Source organism: Mycobacterium montefiorense (assembly GCF_003112775.1).
Taxonomy (GTDB): domain Bacteria; phylum Actinomycetota; class Actinomycetes; order Mycobacteriales; family Mycobacteriaceae; genus Mycobacterium; species Mycobacterium montefiorense.
This window is the reverse complement of the sequence record NZ_BFCH01000021.1, coordinates 211,411-226,541: the sequence shown is the minus strand read 5'-3', so window position 1 is coordinate 226,541 and position 15,131 is coordinate 211,411. Positions and strand designations below refer to the sequence as shown.

The window sequence follows — 15,131 nt, the reverse complement described above, 5'->3', positions numbered from 1 at the left end:
TGTGTCCGGTAATGAAAAGCCTGTCGGCGTAGCGGTGCTTGGGTTCGGCAACGTCGGCAGCGAAGTCGTCCGCATCATCGAGGAGAGCGCCGACGATCTCGCGGCCCGTGTCGGCGCGCCTCTCGCGCTGCGCGGCATCGGGGTCCGGCGCGTCGCTGCCGATCGCGGTGTCCCCATCGAGCTGCTCACCGACAACATCGACGAGCTGGTGTCGCGGGAAGACGTCGACATCGTCGTCGAGTTGATGGGGCCGGTCGAGCCGTCGCGCAAGGCAATCCTGGCTGCGCTGGAGCACGGCAAGTCCGTCGTGACGGCTAACAAGGCGTTGTTGGCCACGTCCACCGAAGAGCTGGCGCAGGCAGCCGAAAATGCACATGTCGACTTGTATTTCGAGGCGGCGGTCGCGGGTGCGATCCCGGTCATCCGTCCGCTCACCCAGTCGCTGGCCGGTGACACCGTGGTGCGGGTGGCCGGCATCGTCAACGGCACCACCAACTACATCCTTTCCGCGATGGACAGCACCGGCACCGATTACGAAAGTGCGCTGGCCGACGCGAGTGCGCTGGGCTACGCCGAGGCCGATCCCACCGCCGATGTCGAGGGCTACGACGCCGCGGCCAAGGCCGCGATCCTGGCGTCCATCGCCTTCCACACCCGGGTGACCGCCGACGACGTCTATCGCGAAGGCATCACCAAGATCACCCCGGCCGACTTCGTATCCGCACACGCGCTGGGCTGCAACATCAAGCTGCTGTCCATCTGCGAACGCATCGCCGGCGACGATGGCCAGCAACGGGTTTCGGCGCGCGTTTACCCCGCGTTGGTTCCGCTGTCGCATCCGCTGGCCACCGTCAACGGTGCGTTCAACGCCGTGGTGGTGGAGGCCGAGGCGGCGGGCCGGCTGATGTTCTACGGCCAGGGCGCCGGCGGTGCGCCCACCGCATCGGCAGTGACCGGCGACTTGGTGATGGCCGCCCGCAACCGGGTGCTGGGCAGCCGTGGGCCGAAAGAATCCAAGTACGCGCAATTGCCGATCGCGCCAATGGGTTTCATATCCACTCGCTACTACGTCAGCATGAACGTCGCCGACAAGCCCGGCGTGTTGTCCGCGGTGGCAGCCGAGTTCGGCAAGCGTGAGGTGAGCATCGCCGAGGTCCGTCAGGAAGGTGTCGCGGACGAAGGCGGACGTCGGGTCGGGGCCCGCATCGTGGTGGTCACGCATAGCGCCACCGACGCGGCACTCTCCGAAACCGTTGATGCGCTGGCCGATTTGGACGTCGTGCAGAGTGTGGCAAGCGTGCTGAGATTGGAAGGAACCAGCATATGAGCACGCCGCGCACCGCTATCCACAAACCCTGGCCGGGCCTGATCGCCGCCTACCGTGACCGGTTGCCGGTAGGCGACGACTGGACGCCGATCACCCTGCTCGAGGGTGGTACCCCGCTGATTCCCGCGACCCGGCTCTCCGAGCAGACCGGTTGCACGGTCCACCTTAAGGTCGAAGGCCTCAACCCCACCGGCTCCTTCAAAGACCGGGGCATGACGATGGCGGTCACCGACGCGGTGGCCCGCGGGCAACAGGCCGTGTTGTGTGCGTCGACCGGAAACACTTCAGCATCCGCGGCCGCTTATGCTGCGCGCGCCGGCATCACCTGCGCGGTGCTGATACCGCAGGGCAAGATCGCGATGGGCAAGCTCGCGCAGGCGGTTATGCACGGCGCCAAGATCATTCAGATCGATGGCAACTTCGACGACTGTCTGGAGCTGGCCCGCAAGATGGCCGCCGACTTCCCGACGATCTCGTTGGTCAACTCGGTCAACCCGGTGCGCATCGAGGGCCAGAAGACGGCCGCGTTCGAAATCGTGGACGCCCTGGGCACCGCTCCGGACGTCCATTCGCTTCCGGTCGGCAACGCGGGAAACATCACCGCGTACTGGAAGGGCTACACCGAGTATCACCAGGAGGGCGTGTTCGAGAAGCTGCCCCGGATGCTCGGCACCCAGGCCGCGGGGGCGGCGCCGTTGGTCCACGGCAAACCCGTCAAGAACCCCGAAACCATCGCCACCGCGATCCGCATCGGTTCCCCGGCGTCGTGGTCAGCTGCCGTTGCGGCTCAGGAGCAATCCAATGGACGCTTCCTAGCCGCGACCGACGAGGAGATCCTGGCGGCCTACCATCTGGTAGCCGAATCTGAAGGCGTGTTCGTCGAGCCCGCGTCCGCGGCCAGCATCGCGGGTCTGCTCAAATCCGTCGAAGACGGTTGGGTAGCGCGCGGATCGACCGTGGTGTGCACGGTGACGGGCAACGGCCTCAAGGATCCCGACACGGCGCTGAAAGATATGCCGAGCGTGTCCGCGCTGCCAGTGGATCCGGTACTCGTCGTCGAGAAGTTGGGGCTGGCGTAGTGGTTAAGGCCTGTCCGTGAATCAGATGCTGCCCGCCGGGCTGGTGGCCAGCGCCGTGGTGTCGGCGTCCAGCGCCAACCTCGGCCCGGGTTTCGACAGTATCGGTCTGGCATTGAGTCTGCACGACGAGATCGTCTTGGAGACAACCGATTCCGGCCTGGTTGTGCACGTCGAGGGCGAGGGTGCCGGTCAGGTACCACTGGGTCCCGAGCATCTGGTGGTGCGCGCCATTGAGCGTGGGTTGCAGGCTGCCGGCGTCAGGGTTCCCGGCATGGTGGTGCGCTGTCGCAACGCCATCCCGCATTCTCGCGGTCTCGGCTCGTCCGCGGCGGCGGTGGTGAGCGGCCTTGCTGCGGTCAATGGTCTTGTTGCGCAGACAGATTCGAACCCGTTCAGCGCCGCGCAGCTAATCCAGCTGTCCTCGGAGTTCGAGGGTCATCCTGACAACGCTGCCGCCGCGGTGCTGGGTGGCGCGGTGGTTTCCTGGATCGACCGGACCGGCGACACGCCCGACTACTCGGCTGTCCCGCTGGGGCTGCATCCCGATATCCGGCTGTTCTGCGCGATCCCCGAGGACCGCTCGTCGACCGCGGAGACCCGGGTGCTGCTGCCCGCTCAGGTCAGTCACCAGGACGCCAGGTTCAACGTCAGCCGCGCCGCACTGCTGGTGGTCGCGCTGACCAAACGCCCCGATCTGCTTATGGCGGCTACCGAAGATGTGCTTCACCAGCCGCAACGCGCACCCGCAATGCCGGCGTCGGCGGAATATCTGCGGCTGCTGCGGCGTCTTAAGGTGTCAGCGACGCTTTCGGGGGCGGGTCCGTCTGTCATCGCAATGACTACGAAGCCGGAGCTACCGTCGGAGGCGCTGGACTATGGCTTTGCCCATGGATTTACCATTGCCGAGATGACGGCCGGCGAAGGAGTTCGCTGGAGTCCTGGCGTCACGATCGCTGGTTAATCCACAGGCTCACCGGAGGGTTTGCTTGCTTCAAGCTCAGATGCGGGTTATTCTCGGCTTCGTCCAGCAATCGCAGGATCTGCATCTGCATACATACTGCCTTCCCGCTGGGATAACACCAATTCTTCTCGCTGACGAGGTTCGCCGTTTACTCCGCCCATCCAGGCGACCACCGTCGCAGAGTCGATGATTGGGCGCATTCGGCAATTTGGCTGAATGCAACGAACCCCTCGTATGACGTGATCAGCGAGGGAAGAAAGGAAATCCGTGACTGATACGGACCTGTTCACGGCTGACGAAAGCACCGACAGCAATCAGCTGTCGAACGCCGTGACCACAGACACCCCGGACGTGAAACCCAACGTCTCGACCGGCTCCCTGTCCACCATGGTGCTGCCCGAGTTGCGTGCGCTGGCCAACCAAGCCGGCGTCAAGGGGACGTCGGGTATGCGTAAGAACGAACTCATTGCCGCGATCAAGGAAGTCAGGGGACAAGCCAACGGCACTTCCGCCGGCGCCGCCCCATCCGAGGACAGCGCCAAGTCTGACCAAGAAAAGAACGAACAGAAAACTGACGGCGAAGCACCGACTGCCCAAGGGGAACAGAAGGATTCAGCCACCGAGGGTGGCCCGCGCCGGGAACGACGCGGCGCTTCCCGTAGCGCAGGGTCGACCGCCCGGACCGCCGATGAGGAGAGCTCGGAGAACCGCAACGGCACCGCCACTCGTGAGGGTGACAGGCGCGACTCCGACAAGCGCGACTCCGACAAGCGTGACGCTGGCCAACGTGACGCGGGCCAGAAGGAAAACAAGACGGACGAGCGCTCATCAGACGCCGGCGACCAGAGCGGCGACCAGCAAGGCTCGGGCGGCCAGCAGAATCGTGGCGGCTCGAATCAGCAAGATGACGACGGCGACGGGCGTCAAGGCCGGCGGGGCCGCCGGTTCCGCGATCGCGATCGCAGGCGTCGCGGTGAACGCTCAGGCGAGGGCGGCCCCGACACCGAATTGCGGGAGGACGACGTCGTCCAACCGGTAGCCGGCATCCTTGATGTTCTTGACAATTACGCCTTCGTGCGCACTTCCGGCTACCTGGCCGGCCCGCACGACGTCTACGTGTCCATGAATATGGTGCGCAAGAACGGCTTGCGCCGCGGTGACGCGGTGACCGGCGCTGTTCGGGTGCCCAAGGAAGGCGAACAGCCCAACCAGCGGCAGAAGTTCAACCCGCTGGTCCGCCTGGACAGCGTCAACGGTGGACCGGTCGAAGACGTCAAGAAGCGCCCCGACTTCCAAAAATTGACACCGTTGTACCCCAACCAGCGGCTGCGTCTGGAAACCACTCCCGACCGGCTGACCACCCGAGTCATCGATCTGATCATGCCGATCGGTAAGGGCCAGCGTGCCTTGATCGTCTCCCCGCCCAAGGCCGGTAAGACGACGATCCTGCAGGACATCGCCAACGCGATCACCCAGAACAACCCGGAATGCCACCTGATGGTCGTGCTCGTCGACGAGCGCCCTGAAGAGGTCACCGACATGACGCGCTCGGTCAAGGGCGAGGTCATCGCCTCGACCTTCGACCGGCCGCCGTCGGACCACACGTCCGTCGCCGAGCTGGCGATCGAGCGCGCCAAGCGGCTCGTCGAGCAGGGCAAAGACGTCGTGGTGCTGCTGGACTCGATCACCCGGCTGGGCCGCGCCTACAACAACGCGTCACCCGCGTCGGGCCGGATCCTGTCCGGTGGTGTCGACTCCACCGCGCTGTACCCGCCGAAGCGTTTCCTGGGCGCGGCGCGCAACATCGAAGAAGGCGGATCGCTCACCATCATCGCCACGGCGATGGTCGAGACCGGATCCACCGGTGACACGGTCATCTTCGAGGAGTTCAAGGGCACCGGTAACGCCGAGCTCAAGCTGGACCGCAAGATTTCGGAGCGCCGGGTCTTCCCGGCGGTCGACGTCAACCCGTCCGGTACTCGTAAGGACGAATTGTTGCTCTCGCCAGACGAGTTCGGCATTGTGCACAAGCTGCGCCGCGTGCTGTCGGGTCTGGATTCCCACCAGGCCATCGACTTGCTGATGTCGCAGCTGCGCAAGACGAAGACCAACTACGAGTTCCTCGTCCAGGTGTCCAAGACGACACCGGGAAATATGGATAACGACTAGTCTCGCGAGCTGTGGCGGAAACGCTTCAGCAGCTGCTGCGTGAACGGGTCGCGCAGGACGATCCCGCGCTGAAGTACGGCGAGCGGATGTGGAGCTGGCGAGAACATCTCGCCGATGCGAGCGCTAGTGCCGCCGCCGTGATCGGCGCCGCCGATCCGGCTCGTCCGCTGCATGTGGGAGCGTTGCTGGGCAACACCCCCGAGATGCTGACCGCCATGGCGGCGGCCGCACTCGGCGGGTATGTGCTGTGCGGAATCAACGACACCCGCCGTGGCGCCCCGCTCGCCAGGGATATTTTGCGAGCCGACTGCCAGATCCTGCTCACCGATCCAGCACACAAGACGCTGCTGGACGGGCTGGACCTGCCGGGTGTGCAGGTGTTCGACGTGTCGGGTGAGCCGTGGTCGGTGCGACGCGACAGCGCTGGACCACTGACGCCGTATCGCAAGGTCGCGCCCACCGACACCTTCATGATGATCTTCACCTCGGGTACCAGTGGCGACCCCAAGGCCGTCCAGATGATGCATCTGACCGTGCTATTTGCCGGCATGACGCTGATCGAGCGGTTCGCGGTGCAGGCCCACGACGTCTGCTACATGTCGATGCCGCTCTTTCACTCCAACGCGCTGCTGGCCGGCTGGGGCGTGGCGGTCTGTTCCGGTGCGGCGATGGCCCCGGCAGCGTTCTCGGCGTCGCGGCTCCTCCCCGATCTGCGCCGTTACGGCGCCACGTTCATGAACTACGTCGGCAAGCCACTTGCCTACGTGCTCGCCACGCCCGAGCAGCCCGACGACAGCGACAATCCGCTGCGGGTGGCCTTCGGCAACGAAGCGAGTGATCGCGATATCGCCGAGTTCAGTCGTCGTTTCGACTGCACCGTGTGGGACGGTTTCGGCTCCAGCGAGGGAGCGATCATCATCACTCGCGAGGACGGCTGTCCGCCCGGATCGCTCGGGAAGGGCTTCCCGGGCGTCGCCATCTACAACCCGGAGACCCAGACGGAGTGCCCGGTCGCCGCGTTCGGCAGCGATGGCGCGCTGGCCAATGCCGAGGAAGCGATCGGGGAGCTGGTCAACACCACCGGCGGGGGATTGTTCGCCGGCTATTACAACGACCCCGAGGCCACCGACGCGCGCCTTCGGAATGCGATGTTCTGGTCGGGAGACCTGGCGTACCGAGACGCCGACGGGTGGATCTACTTCGCTGGTCGCAGCGGGGATTGGCTGCGCGTCGACGGCGAGAACATGACGACGGCGCCCATTGAGCGGATCCTGCAACGATTGACGCCGATCAGCCAGGTCGCGGTGTACGCGGTCCCGGACGAACACGTCGGCGATCAGGTGATGGCGGCGATCGTCTTGCAGGACGGCGCCGAGCTGACGCCCGAGGAGTTCGAGCGGTTTTTGGCTGGTCAGCCCGACCTGTCGGGTAAGGCGTGGCCACGCTATGTCTGGCTCACCGATCGGCTGCCGACCACGGCGACCAACAAGGTCCTCAAACGGGAGCTGACCGCCCGCGGAACGGCGCCCGAGGGTGGCGTGCTGTGGACGCGCAACGCGCATAGCAGCGCCTACACACTGTCCTGAACCGCGAACGCTGGCCGGGTTATCTCGCCGGGAATGTGCGGGCGCATCTCGGTGTTTGGGGAGAAGGTGGTTGACCTGGCATAATCGAGCGTCGACTGCCCGGAACCGAGTCAGGTTCTTCAGTTCCCGCCCAATGGCCGGATACCTACGGGTTACCAGGGCGACAACGATCGAAGAGGACATCATGAAAGCTGACATCCATCCCGCCTACGCGGAGACCACGGTGCACTGCGGGTGCGGGAACACATTCCAGACGCGTAGCACCAAAGAGGGCGGCAACATCGTCGTCGAGGTTTGCTCGCAGTGCCACCCCTTCTACACCGGTAAGCAGAAGATCCTGGACAGCGGTGGCCGTGTGGCGCGCTTCGAGAAGCGGTACGGAAAGCGGAAGGCCGGAGCCGACAAAGCTGAGTCGACCGACAAATAGCTGTCTTACCGACGCCCGAACTGCGCTCGACGTTGCGCAGGCCGGGCGTCGGTCCGCGTTTGCGGCAAACAAGCTCGCGGAGATGGGGGAGGAGGTGTGATGACGCAGCCGGTACAGACGATTGACGTGCTGCTCGCTGAACACGCCGAACTAGAGCAGCGCCTGGCCGACCCCGCACTGCACAGCAATCCCGACGAGGCACGCAAAGCCGGCCGGCGATTCGCGCGCCTGGCCCCGATCGTCGCCACGCATCGCAGGTTGGAGTCGGCCCGCGGTGATCTGGAAACCGCACGCGAACTGGCGGCCGATGACGAGTCGTTCGCCGAAGAGGTCGTCGAACTCGAAGAACGGGTGGCCGAACTGGACACCCAACTCACCGACATGCTGGCGCCGCGCGACCCGCATGACGCCGACGACGTGGTGCTCGAAGTCAAATCCGGTGAAGGCGGCGAGGAGTCGGCATTGTTCGCCGCCGATTTGGCCCGGATGTACATCCGTTACGCCGAGCGGCATGGCTGGACCGTGACGGTGCTGGACGAAACCACCTCTGATCTGGGCGGTTACAAAGATGCCACCCTTACCATTGCCAGCAAGGGCGACTCGGTCGACGGGGTGTGGTCACGCTTGAAGTTCGAGGGTGGGGTACACCGCGTACAGCGGGTGCCCGTGACGGAATCCCAAGGCCGCGTACACACTTCGGCCGCAGGCGTCCTGGTCTATCCCGAGCCCGAGGAAGTCGGCGCGGTGCAGATCGACGAGACTGATCTTCGCATCGATGTCTACCGGTCGTCCGGCAAAGGCGGGCAGGGTGTCAACACCACCGACTCGGCGGTGCGGATCACCCACCTGCCCACCGGAATTGTGGTCACCTGCCAAAACGAACGATCACAGCTGCAGAACAAGATCCGGGCAATGCAGGTGCTGGCTGCCCGGCTGCAGGCAGTCGCCGAGGAGCAGGCGCAAGCCGACGCGTCGGCGGATCGGGCCAGCCAGATCCGCACCGTGGATCGCAGCGAACGAATTCGCACCTACAACTTTCCGGAGAACCGGATCACCGATCACCGAATCGGTTTCAAGTCACACAATCTCGACCAGGTTCTCGACGGTGACCTGGATGCGTTGTTCGACGCATTGGGCACCGCCGACAAACAGGCCCGGTTACAACAGGCATGACCGTCCTGCGGCGCGCGATCGACTCTGCTGCGGCGTTGCTCGCCGAAGCCGGAATCGATTCTGCGCGTTGCGATGCCGAGCAATTGGCTGCGCACGTCGCGGGCGCCGACCGCGGCCGGCTGACCCTGATCGAGTCGATAGACGACGAGTTCTTGGTGCGATATCACGACGTTATCGCCGCGCGCTCGCGGCGAGTGCCGTTGCAACATCTCACCGGCACGGCGCCATTCGGGCCCGTGGTGCTGCACGTCGGCCCCGGCGTCTTCATCCCACGCCCGGAGACCGAGGCCATCCTGGAATGGGCCACGGCCCAGCGTTTGTCCGCGGCGCCGGTGATCGTCGACCTGTGTACCGGATCCGGCGCATTGGCGGTGACGCTGGCCCGCCACTGGCCGGCGGCGCGCGTTATCGGCATTGACGACTCCGATGCAGCCCTGGAATATGCGCGCCGCAATGTCGAGGGCACCTCGGTCGAACTGGTCCGCGCCGACGTCACCACACCGGGTCTGCTTCCCGGACTGGACGGGCGAGTTGACCTGATCGTGGCCAACCCGCCCTACGTGCCCGACAGTGTCTCGCTGGAACCCGAAGTCGCCCAGCATGATCCCGCACACGCGGTGTTCGGGGGCCCGGACGGGATGGCGGTGATCCCCGCGATCGTCGGCCTTGCCGGGCGCTGGCTTCGCCCGCGTGGCCTGTTCGCCGTCGAGCACGATGACACCACATCGTCGCGGACCGTCGAATTGCTGGACAGCACCGGGCTTTTCGACGACGTCCGGGGACGCCAAGATCTTACCGGCCGGCCAAGATTCGTCACTGCCTCGAGGGACGGTGCGGTGTGACTGAGGTATTCAATTGCGCTGATTCCGAACAGCGTTCGACCGGAATCGCCTCGGCGGTGGGGGCGCTCAAGGGCGGCCGGCTGGTTGTGATGCCGACGGACACGGTGTACGGCATCGGCGCGGACGCCTTCGACAACTCCGCCGTGGCCGCACTGCTGGCGGCGAAGGGTCGCGGCCGCGATATGCCGGTCGGCGTGCTGGTGGGCTCGTGGCACACCATCGAGGGCCTGGTTTACACGGTGCCGGATGGAGCCCGCGAACTGATCCGCGCATTCTGGCCTGGCGCGCTAAGTCTGGTGGTGGCGCAGGCGCCGTCGCTGCAGTGGGATCTCGGCGATGCCCGTGGCACCGTCATGCTGCGGATGCCGCTGCACCCGGTCGCGATCGAGCTGTTGCGCGAGGTCGGGCCGATGGCTGTGTCCAGCGCCAACGTCTCTGGTCGTCCGCCTGCGGTGAACGCCACCGAGGCCCGCGACCAACTCGGCGATCTCGTCGGCGTCTATCTCGACGCGGGGCCTTCCGAGCAGCAGGCCGCCTCGACGATCATCGACCTCACCGGCGACACCCCGCGTCTGCTGCGAGCCGGACCGGTCAGTGTGGAGCGAGTCGCGGAAGTGCTCGGAATTGACGCTGGACGGTTGATCGCCTAGCGGCCAACCGGTCGCGAAGCGCGGATTCAGGTCGAAAGGTTGATGGCGTACGGTCGCGTGGTGTCTAGCGACGTAGCAAGTCTTGCCGCTGGTCTGCACGCCCTGTCGGATCGCGGCGCCGGAGTGCCGCTGCGCGAGCTCGCGTTGGTCGGACTGACCGCCGCGATCATCACCTATTTTGCGACCGGCCCGGTGCGGGTGTTGGCCACCCGCTTAGGTGCGGTCGCCTATCCGCGGGAACGCGATGTGCACGTGACGCCGACACCACGCATGGGCGGGCTGGCCATGTTTGTCGGTGTTCTCTCCGCGGTGTTCTTGGCTTCCCAGCTTCCCGCGCTCACCCGCGGATTCGTCTATTCCACTGGTATGCCCGCGGTTTTGGTGGCGGGGGCGGTGATCATGGGGATCGGACTCATCGACGACCGGTGGGGCCTGGACGCCCTGACGAAATTCGCCGGCCAGATCACCGCCGCCAGCGTGCTGGTCACTATGGGTGTTGCGTGGAGCGTCCTCTACATCCCGCTAGGTGGCGTCGGCACCGTTGTGTTGGACCAGGCTTCGTCGATCCTGCTGACATTGGCGCTGACAGTGTCGGTCGTCAACGCGATGAACTTCGTCGATGGACTTGACGGGCTGGCGGCCGGGCTGGGTCTCATCATGGCTCTGGCGATCTGTATGTTCTCGGTCGGCCTGCTCCGCGACCACGGCGGCGACGTGCTGTTTTATCCGCCGGCCGTTATTTCGATCGTGCTTGCCGGAGCCTGTCTTGGCTTCCTGCCGCACAACTTCCATCGCGCCAAGATCTTCATGGGCGACTCCGGCTCGATGCTGATCGGCTTGATGCTCGCGGCCGCATCCACCACCGCGGCCGGCCCGGTCTCCCAAAACGCCTACGGCGCCCGTGACGTGTTTGCCCTGCTGTCGCCGTTCCTTCTGGTGGTGGCGGTGATGTTCTTTCCGATGCTCGACTTGCTGCTGGCCATCGTGCGGCGCACCCGTGCGGGCCGCAGCGCGTTTAGCCCCGACAAGATGCATTTGCACCACAGATTGCTGCAGATCGGGCATTCACATCGGCGGGTGGTGCTGCTCATCTATCTCTGGGTGGGCATCGTTGCGTTCGGCGCCGCCAGCACGATCTTCTTCAACCCGCGCGATACCGGCGCGGTCATGCTGGGCGCCATTGTGATCGCCGCCGTCGCGACGGCGATCCCCCTCTTGCGCCGTCGTGACGACTACTACGACGAGGAGTAGTAGCAGCGTCGTGCATATGGTACGGTGCTGGTAGAACCCCGAAAAGAATCCTTAGGGTTGCCGGCCAACCGGCCCGTCGGATCGTTTTCCGACAGTGCCGATCGACGACCGACAAAGGGAGATACCCCTTGAGTGATTCCACTGTGACGTGCGATACGCTCGGCGAGCCACCGATCAGTCGGTCGGAAGCTTTCCGCTCCATCAATCCGGATTGAGGTGCTGCAGTGACGACACCAGCGCAGGACGCGCCGTTGGTGTTTCCCTCTGTTGCATTCAATCCGGTCCGGCTTTTGATCACGAGCGTTGCGATCACCGCGGTGGCGGTAGCTGCCGCCGCTTTCTCCGGTCACGTGATGGTCGGAGCGTTCTTCGGCGTCGGCTTGCTGCTGGGTTTGCTCAACGCCCTTTTGGTGCGCCGCTCGGTTGCATCGATAACCGCGAAAGACCATCCGATGAAGGCCACGATGGCGCTGAACTCAGCGACGCGGCTGGCCATCATCACCGTCATCGGCTTGATCATTGCTTACATTTTCCGGCCCGCCGGCTTAGGCGTGGTGTTCGGCTTGGCCTTGTTCCAGGTGGTGTTGGTGTTGTCGACCGCACTGCCGGTATGGAAGAAGCTGCGCGCCGGCGACTGGGCGGACACGGCATCGGACGGAACCGAAAGAGGGAACACCAGCGATGACTGAGACGAGGTTCCTTGCCGAGGGCGCAATCGAGGTCGGCGAGCACACCCACGCCACCTGGCTTGGGATGACCGTCAACACCGACACCATTCTGTCCACCGGGATCGCTGCGTTGATCGTGCTGGCGCTGGCCTTCTTCCTACGCGCGAAGATCACCTCGACCGGCGTCCCCAGCGGCGTCCAGTTGTTCTGGGAGGCCATCACCGTCCAGATGCGCGACCAGATCGAGAGCGCTGTCGGGATGCGGATCGCGCCGTTTGTCTTGCCACTGGCGGTCACCATCTTCATCTTCATCCTGATTTCCAACTGGCTGTCGGTGCTGCCGCTGCAGTACACCGACAAATCCGGGCGCACTACCGAATTGCTCAGCTCAGCGGCCGCGGACATCAATTACGTGCTCGCCCTGGCGCTGTTCGTATTCGTCTGCTACCACGTGGCCGGCATCTGGCGCCGCGGCATCGTCGGACACCCGCTGGCGGTGCTCAAGGGTCACGTGGCGTTCCTGGCGCCGATCAACCTGGTCGAGGAGCTCGCGAAGCCGATCTCGTTGTCGCTCCGACTTTTCGGCAACATCTTCGCCGGCGGGATCCTGGTGGCGCTGATCGCGCTGTTCCCGCCCTACATCATGTGGGCGCCCAACGCGATCTGGAAATCCTTCGACCTGTTCGTCGGTGCGATCCAGGCGTTCATCTTCTCGATTCTGACGATCTTGTACTTCAGCCAAGCCATGGAGCTCGAGGATCACCATGACTGAGAACACCGTGAATTGGCCCGAGCCACACACCATTACAGAAGCCTGGTAGACCGCTACCAGTTATAAGGAGGATAAGCATGGCCCTGGACCCCCAAGTCGCTGCTGCTGCTCTCATCGGCGGTGGAATCATCATGGGCGGCGGCGCAATCGGTGCCGGTATCGGTGACGGTATTGCCGGTAACGCGCTGGTCGCGGGTATTGCCCGGCAACCCGAGGCGCAAGGCCGGTTGTTCACGCCGTTCTTCATCACCGTCGGTCTGGTTGAGGCGGCCTACTTCATCAACCTGGCCTTCATGGCGCTGTTCGTCTTCGCCACCCCCGTCGGCTAGTTCGCTGTGATGGGTGATGCGAGCCGCGGCATTCTGGCATCCAGCCAGCTAGCAGCAGAGGGGGGCAATAACTTCCTTGTCCCCAACGGCACGTTCTTCTTCGTGCTGGCGATCTTTCTGATCGTGCTGGCTGTCATCGGCACGTTCGTCGTGCCGCCGGTCATGAAGGTGTTGCGTGAACGCGACGCGATGGTCGCCAAGACCACCAGCGACACCAAGAAGGCGAACGAGCAGTTTGAAGCCGCTCAAGCGGATTACGAGAATGCCATGAGGGAGGCCCGCGTTGAGGCGTCGTCGTTGCGCGACACCGCTCGGGCGGAAGGACGCAAGGTCGTTGACGACGCGCGCGCCGGAGCCGAGCAGCAAGTGTTGGCGACGTTGCAACAGGCTGCCGAGCAATTGAAGCGGGAGCGGGACGCAGTGGAACTGGATCTGCGCGCCAACGTGGCGACCATGTCGGCGACCCTGGCCAGTCGGATCCTCGGCGTCGACGTCACTACCTCGGCCGCGACGAAGTAGTCACCGATGTCGACGTTTATCGGACAGTTAATTGGGTTCGCGGCCATCGTGTTGCTGATAGTGCGCTATGTCGTGCCGCCAGTACGCAATTTGATGGCTACTCGGCAGAAGACGGTGCGCCAGCAGTTGGACGACGCGGCGGAGGCCGCCGAGCGGCTGACTGAGTCGACGACTGCGCACAGCAAGGCGGTGGAAGCCGCCAAGGCGGACGCTGAGCGGGTCGTCGAAGAGGCCAAAACAGACGCTGTTCGTATTGCCGAGCAGCTCCAGGCCCAGGCCGAGATCGATGCGCAGCGCATCAAAGCGCAGGGCGCTCGCCAGAGTGAGCTGTTGCGGGCACAGCTGACCCGTCAGCTTCGGCTGGAGCTCGGGCACGAATCTGTGCGCCAGGCAGAGGAATTGGTGCGCAACTACGTCGCAGACGCGGACCAGCAGGCGGCCACTGTCGACCGTTTCTTGGACGAGCTCGATGCCATGGCGCCCGCCCCGGCTGACGTCAAGTTCCCGTTGCGGGCGAAGATGCGCTCGGCCAGTCGGCGGGCTCTGCAGACGGTCACGGACCGGTTCGATGCCATAGCCAAGGATCTCGACAATCAAGGACTGGAAAAGCTTGCCGGCGAGCTGGTTTCGGTAGTCAAAATGCTGAACGGCCAAATAGTCGTCACCCGCTATCTCACCCAACCTTCCGAAGACGGCGGGCCCAGGGTCAGATTGCTCGAGCGGCTGCTATCCGGCAAAGTCGGCGATCCCACTTTGGAGTTGTTGCGGACGGCCGTTTCGGAGCGATGGTCTGCAAACTCGGATCTGGGCGACGCCGTCGAACACGTGGCTCGGCAAGCGCTGTTGGAAGTCGCCGCGCGCGAGGATCGGGTCGACGAGGTCGAAGACCAATTGTTCCGGTTCGCCCGGATCCTTGAGGCGCAACCACGCCTGAGCGTCCTGTTGGGTGAGTACGGGGTGCCGGCCGAAGGCCGGGTCGGGTTGCTGCGCAACGTGCTCAATAGTGCAAGCGGCAGTAGCAACAGGATCACGAACTCATTGCTGTCCCAGACTATCGAGCTGTTGAGAGGACAGTCGGCCGACGACGCCGTGATGTTCTTGGCCGAAGCGGCGGTGGCACGGCGCAACGAAGTCGTAGCGCAGGTGAATGCGGCGGCCGAGCTCAGCGATGCGCAGCGCACTCGCCTCACCGAGGTGCTCAGCCGCATTTATGGACATCCGGTGGCTGTGCAGCTGCAGATCGACGCCGCGCTGCTGGGTGGGCTCCTCATTTCCGTGGGCGACGAAGTGATCGACGGTACGCTCTCGTCGCGTCTGACCGCGGCCGAGGCTCAACTGCCCGACTGAACACGAACTAGTCAGCAATAATCGAAGTAGG

Annotated in this window: 15 protein-coding genes; all 15 read left to right on the top strand. The window is 64.6% G+C overall.

Going from position 1 to position 15,131, the window contains the following annotated elements:
- The first annotated feature begins 1 nt into the window (after window position 1).
- The 15 genes from DB708_RS20745 to DB708_RS20670 all read left to right on the top strand — a co-directional run bounded on the left by DB708_RS20745 (window position 2) and on the right by DB708_RS20670 (window position 15,100).
- Window positions 2-1,327 (top strand): homoserine dehydrogenase, encoded by a 1,326-nt coding sequence (locus DB708_RS20745; protein ID WP_108925198.1) that lies wholly within the window; start codon window positions 2-4, stop codon window positions 1,325-1,327.
- Window positions 1,324-2,406, top strand: a complete 1,083-nt coding sequence (thrC, locus tag DB708_RS20740) for a threonine synthase (protein WP_108925196.1) — start codon at window positions 1,324-1,326, stop codon at window positions 2,404-2,406. Before DB708_RS20745 ends, thrC begins: the two co-directional genes overlap by 4 nt.
- A gap of 25 nt (window positions 2,407-2,431) precedes the next feature.
- Window positions 2,432-3,367 carry a homoserine kinase gene (gene thrB, locus DB708_RS20735; protein WP_108925299.1) on the top strand — a complete coding sequence of 312 codons (936 nt, stop codon included), beginning with the start codon at window positions 2,432-2,434 and terminating at the stop codon, window positions 3,365-3,367.
- A gap of 267 nt (window positions 3,368-3,634) precedes the next feature.
- Window positions 3,635-5,536 carry a transcription termination factor Rho gene (gene rho / locus DB708_RS20725; RefSeq protein ID WP_108925195.1) on the top strand — a complete coding sequence of 634 codons (1,902 nt, stop codon included), beginning with the start codon at window positions 3,635-3,637 and terminating at the stop codon, window positions 5,534-5,536.
- An 11-nt stretch (window positions 5,537-5,547) separates the two neighbouring features.
- Complete coding sequence (fadD1, locus tag DB708_RS20720) at window positions 5,548-7,122, top strand: fatty-acid--CoA ligase FadD1 (protein WP_108925193.1); 1,575 nt, start codon at window positions 5,548-5,550, stop codon at window positions 7,120-7,122.
- Between the two features lie 184 nt (window positions 7,123-7,306).
- Window positions 7,307-7,549 (top strand): 50S ribosomal protein L31, encoded by a 243-nt coding sequence (gene rpmE / locus DB708_RS20715; protein WP_108925296.1) that lies wholly within the window; start codon window positions 7,307-7,309, stop codon window positions 7,547-7,549.
- A 99-nt stretch (window positions 7,550-7,648) separates the two neighbouring features.
- The gene (gene prfA / locus DB708_RS20710) at window positions 7,649-8,722 is read left to right on the top strand and encodes a peptide chain release factor 1 (RefSeq protein ID WP_108925293.1); all 1,074 of its coding nucleotides are present in this window, start codon (window positions 7,649-7,651) and stop codon (window positions 8,720-8,722) included.
- A complete protein-coding gene (gene prmC, locus DB708_RS20705) occupies window positions 8,719-9,564 on the top strand; it encodes a peptide chain release factor N(5)-glutamine methyltransferase (protein WP_108925191.1) in 846 nt (281 codons plus the stop codon). Before prfA ends, prmC begins: the two co-directional genes overlap by 4 nt.
- Entirely contained in the window at window positions 9,561-10,214 is a 654-nt protein-coding gene (locus DB708_RS20700) for an L-threonylcarbamoyladenylate synthase (protein WP_108925189.1), read from the top strand. The genes prmC and DB708_RS20700 overlap by 4 nt, the downstream gene beginning before the upstream one ends.
- Before the next feature lie 42 nt (window positions 10,215-10,256).
- The gene (locus DB708_RS20695) at window positions 10,257-11,465 is read left to right on the top strand and encodes a glycosyltransferase family 4 protein (protein WP_108925187.1); all 1,209 of its coding nucleotides are present in this window, start codon (window positions 10,257-10,259) and stop codon (window positions 11,463-11,465) included.
- A 224-nt stretch (window positions 11,466-11,689) separates the two neighbouring features.
- A complete protein-coding gene (locus tag DB708_RS20690; RefSeq protein WP_108925185.1) occupies window positions 11,690-12,154 on the top strand; it encodes an ATP synthase subunit I in 465 nt (154 codons plus the stop codon).
- Window positions 12,147-12,905, top strand: a complete 759-nt coding sequence (gene atpB / locus DB708_RS20685) for a F0F1 ATP synthase subunit A (RefSeq protein WP_108925183.1) — start codon at window positions 12,147-12,149, stop codon at window positions 12,903-12,905. Before DB708_RS20690 ends, atpB begins: the two co-directional genes overlap by 8 nt.
- Before the next feature lie 83 nt (window positions 12,906-12,988).
- Window positions 12,989-13,234, top strand: coding sequence for a F0F1 ATP synthase subunit C (locus tag DB708_RS20680; protein WP_090609504.1), 246 nt, complete (start codon window positions 12,989-12,991; stop codon window positions 13,232-13,234).
- 9 nt (window positions 13,235-13,243) lie between these two features.
- The gene (locus DB708_RS20675; RefSeq protein WP_108925181.1) at window positions 13,244-13,753 is read left to right on the top strand and encodes a F0F1 ATP synthase subunit B; all 510 of its coding nucleotides are present in this window, start codon (window positions 13,244-13,246) and stop codon (window positions 13,751-13,753) included.
- Between the two features lie 6 nt (window positions 13,754-13,759).
- Complete coding sequence (locus tag DB708_RS20670) at window positions 13,760-15,100, top strand: F0F1 ATP synthase subunit B/delta (RefSeq protein ID WP_108925179.1); 1,341 nt, start codon at window positions 13,760-13,762, stop codon at window positions 15,098-15,100.
- The last annotated feature ends 31 nt before the right edge of the window (window positions 15,101-15,131 follow it).

Bases quoted from the DNA above. Each gene is read 5' to 3' on its own strand.
- DB708_RS20695 (WP_108925187.1), top strand. From the start codon at position 10,257: ATGGCGTACGGTCGCGTGGTGTCTAGCGACGTAGCAAGTCTTGCCGCT.
- thrC (WP_108925196.1), top strand. From the start codon at position 1,324: ATGAGCACGCCGCGCACCGCTATCCACAAACCCTGGCCGGGCCTGATC.
- DB708_RS20670 (WP_108925179.1), top strand. From the start codon at position 13,760: ATGTCGACGTTTATCGGACAGTTAATTGGGTTCGCGGCCATCGTGTTG.
- prmC (WP_108925191.1), top strand. From the start codon at position 8,719: ATGACCGTCCTGCGGCGCGCGATCGACTCTGCTGCGGCGTTGCTCGCC.
- rpmE (WP_108925296.1), top strand. From the start codon at position 7,307: ATGAAAGCTGACATCCATCCCGCCTACGCGGAGACCACGGTGCACTGC.
- prfA (WP_108925293.1), top strand. From the start codon at position 7,649: ATGACGCAGCCGGTACAGACGATTGACGTGCTGCTCGCTGAACACGCC.
- atpB (WP_108925183.1), top strand. From the start codon at position 12,147: ATGACTGAGACGAGGTTCCTTGCCGAGGGCGCAATCGAGGTCGGCGAG.
- thrB (WP_108925299.1), top strand. From the start codon at position 2,432: ATGCTGCCCGCCGGGCTGGTGGCCAGCGCCGTGGTGTCGGCGTCCAGC.
- DB708_RS20675 (WP_108925181.1), top strand. From the start codon at position 13,244: ATGGGTGATGCGAGCCGCGGCATTCTGGCATCCAGCCAGCTAGCAGCA.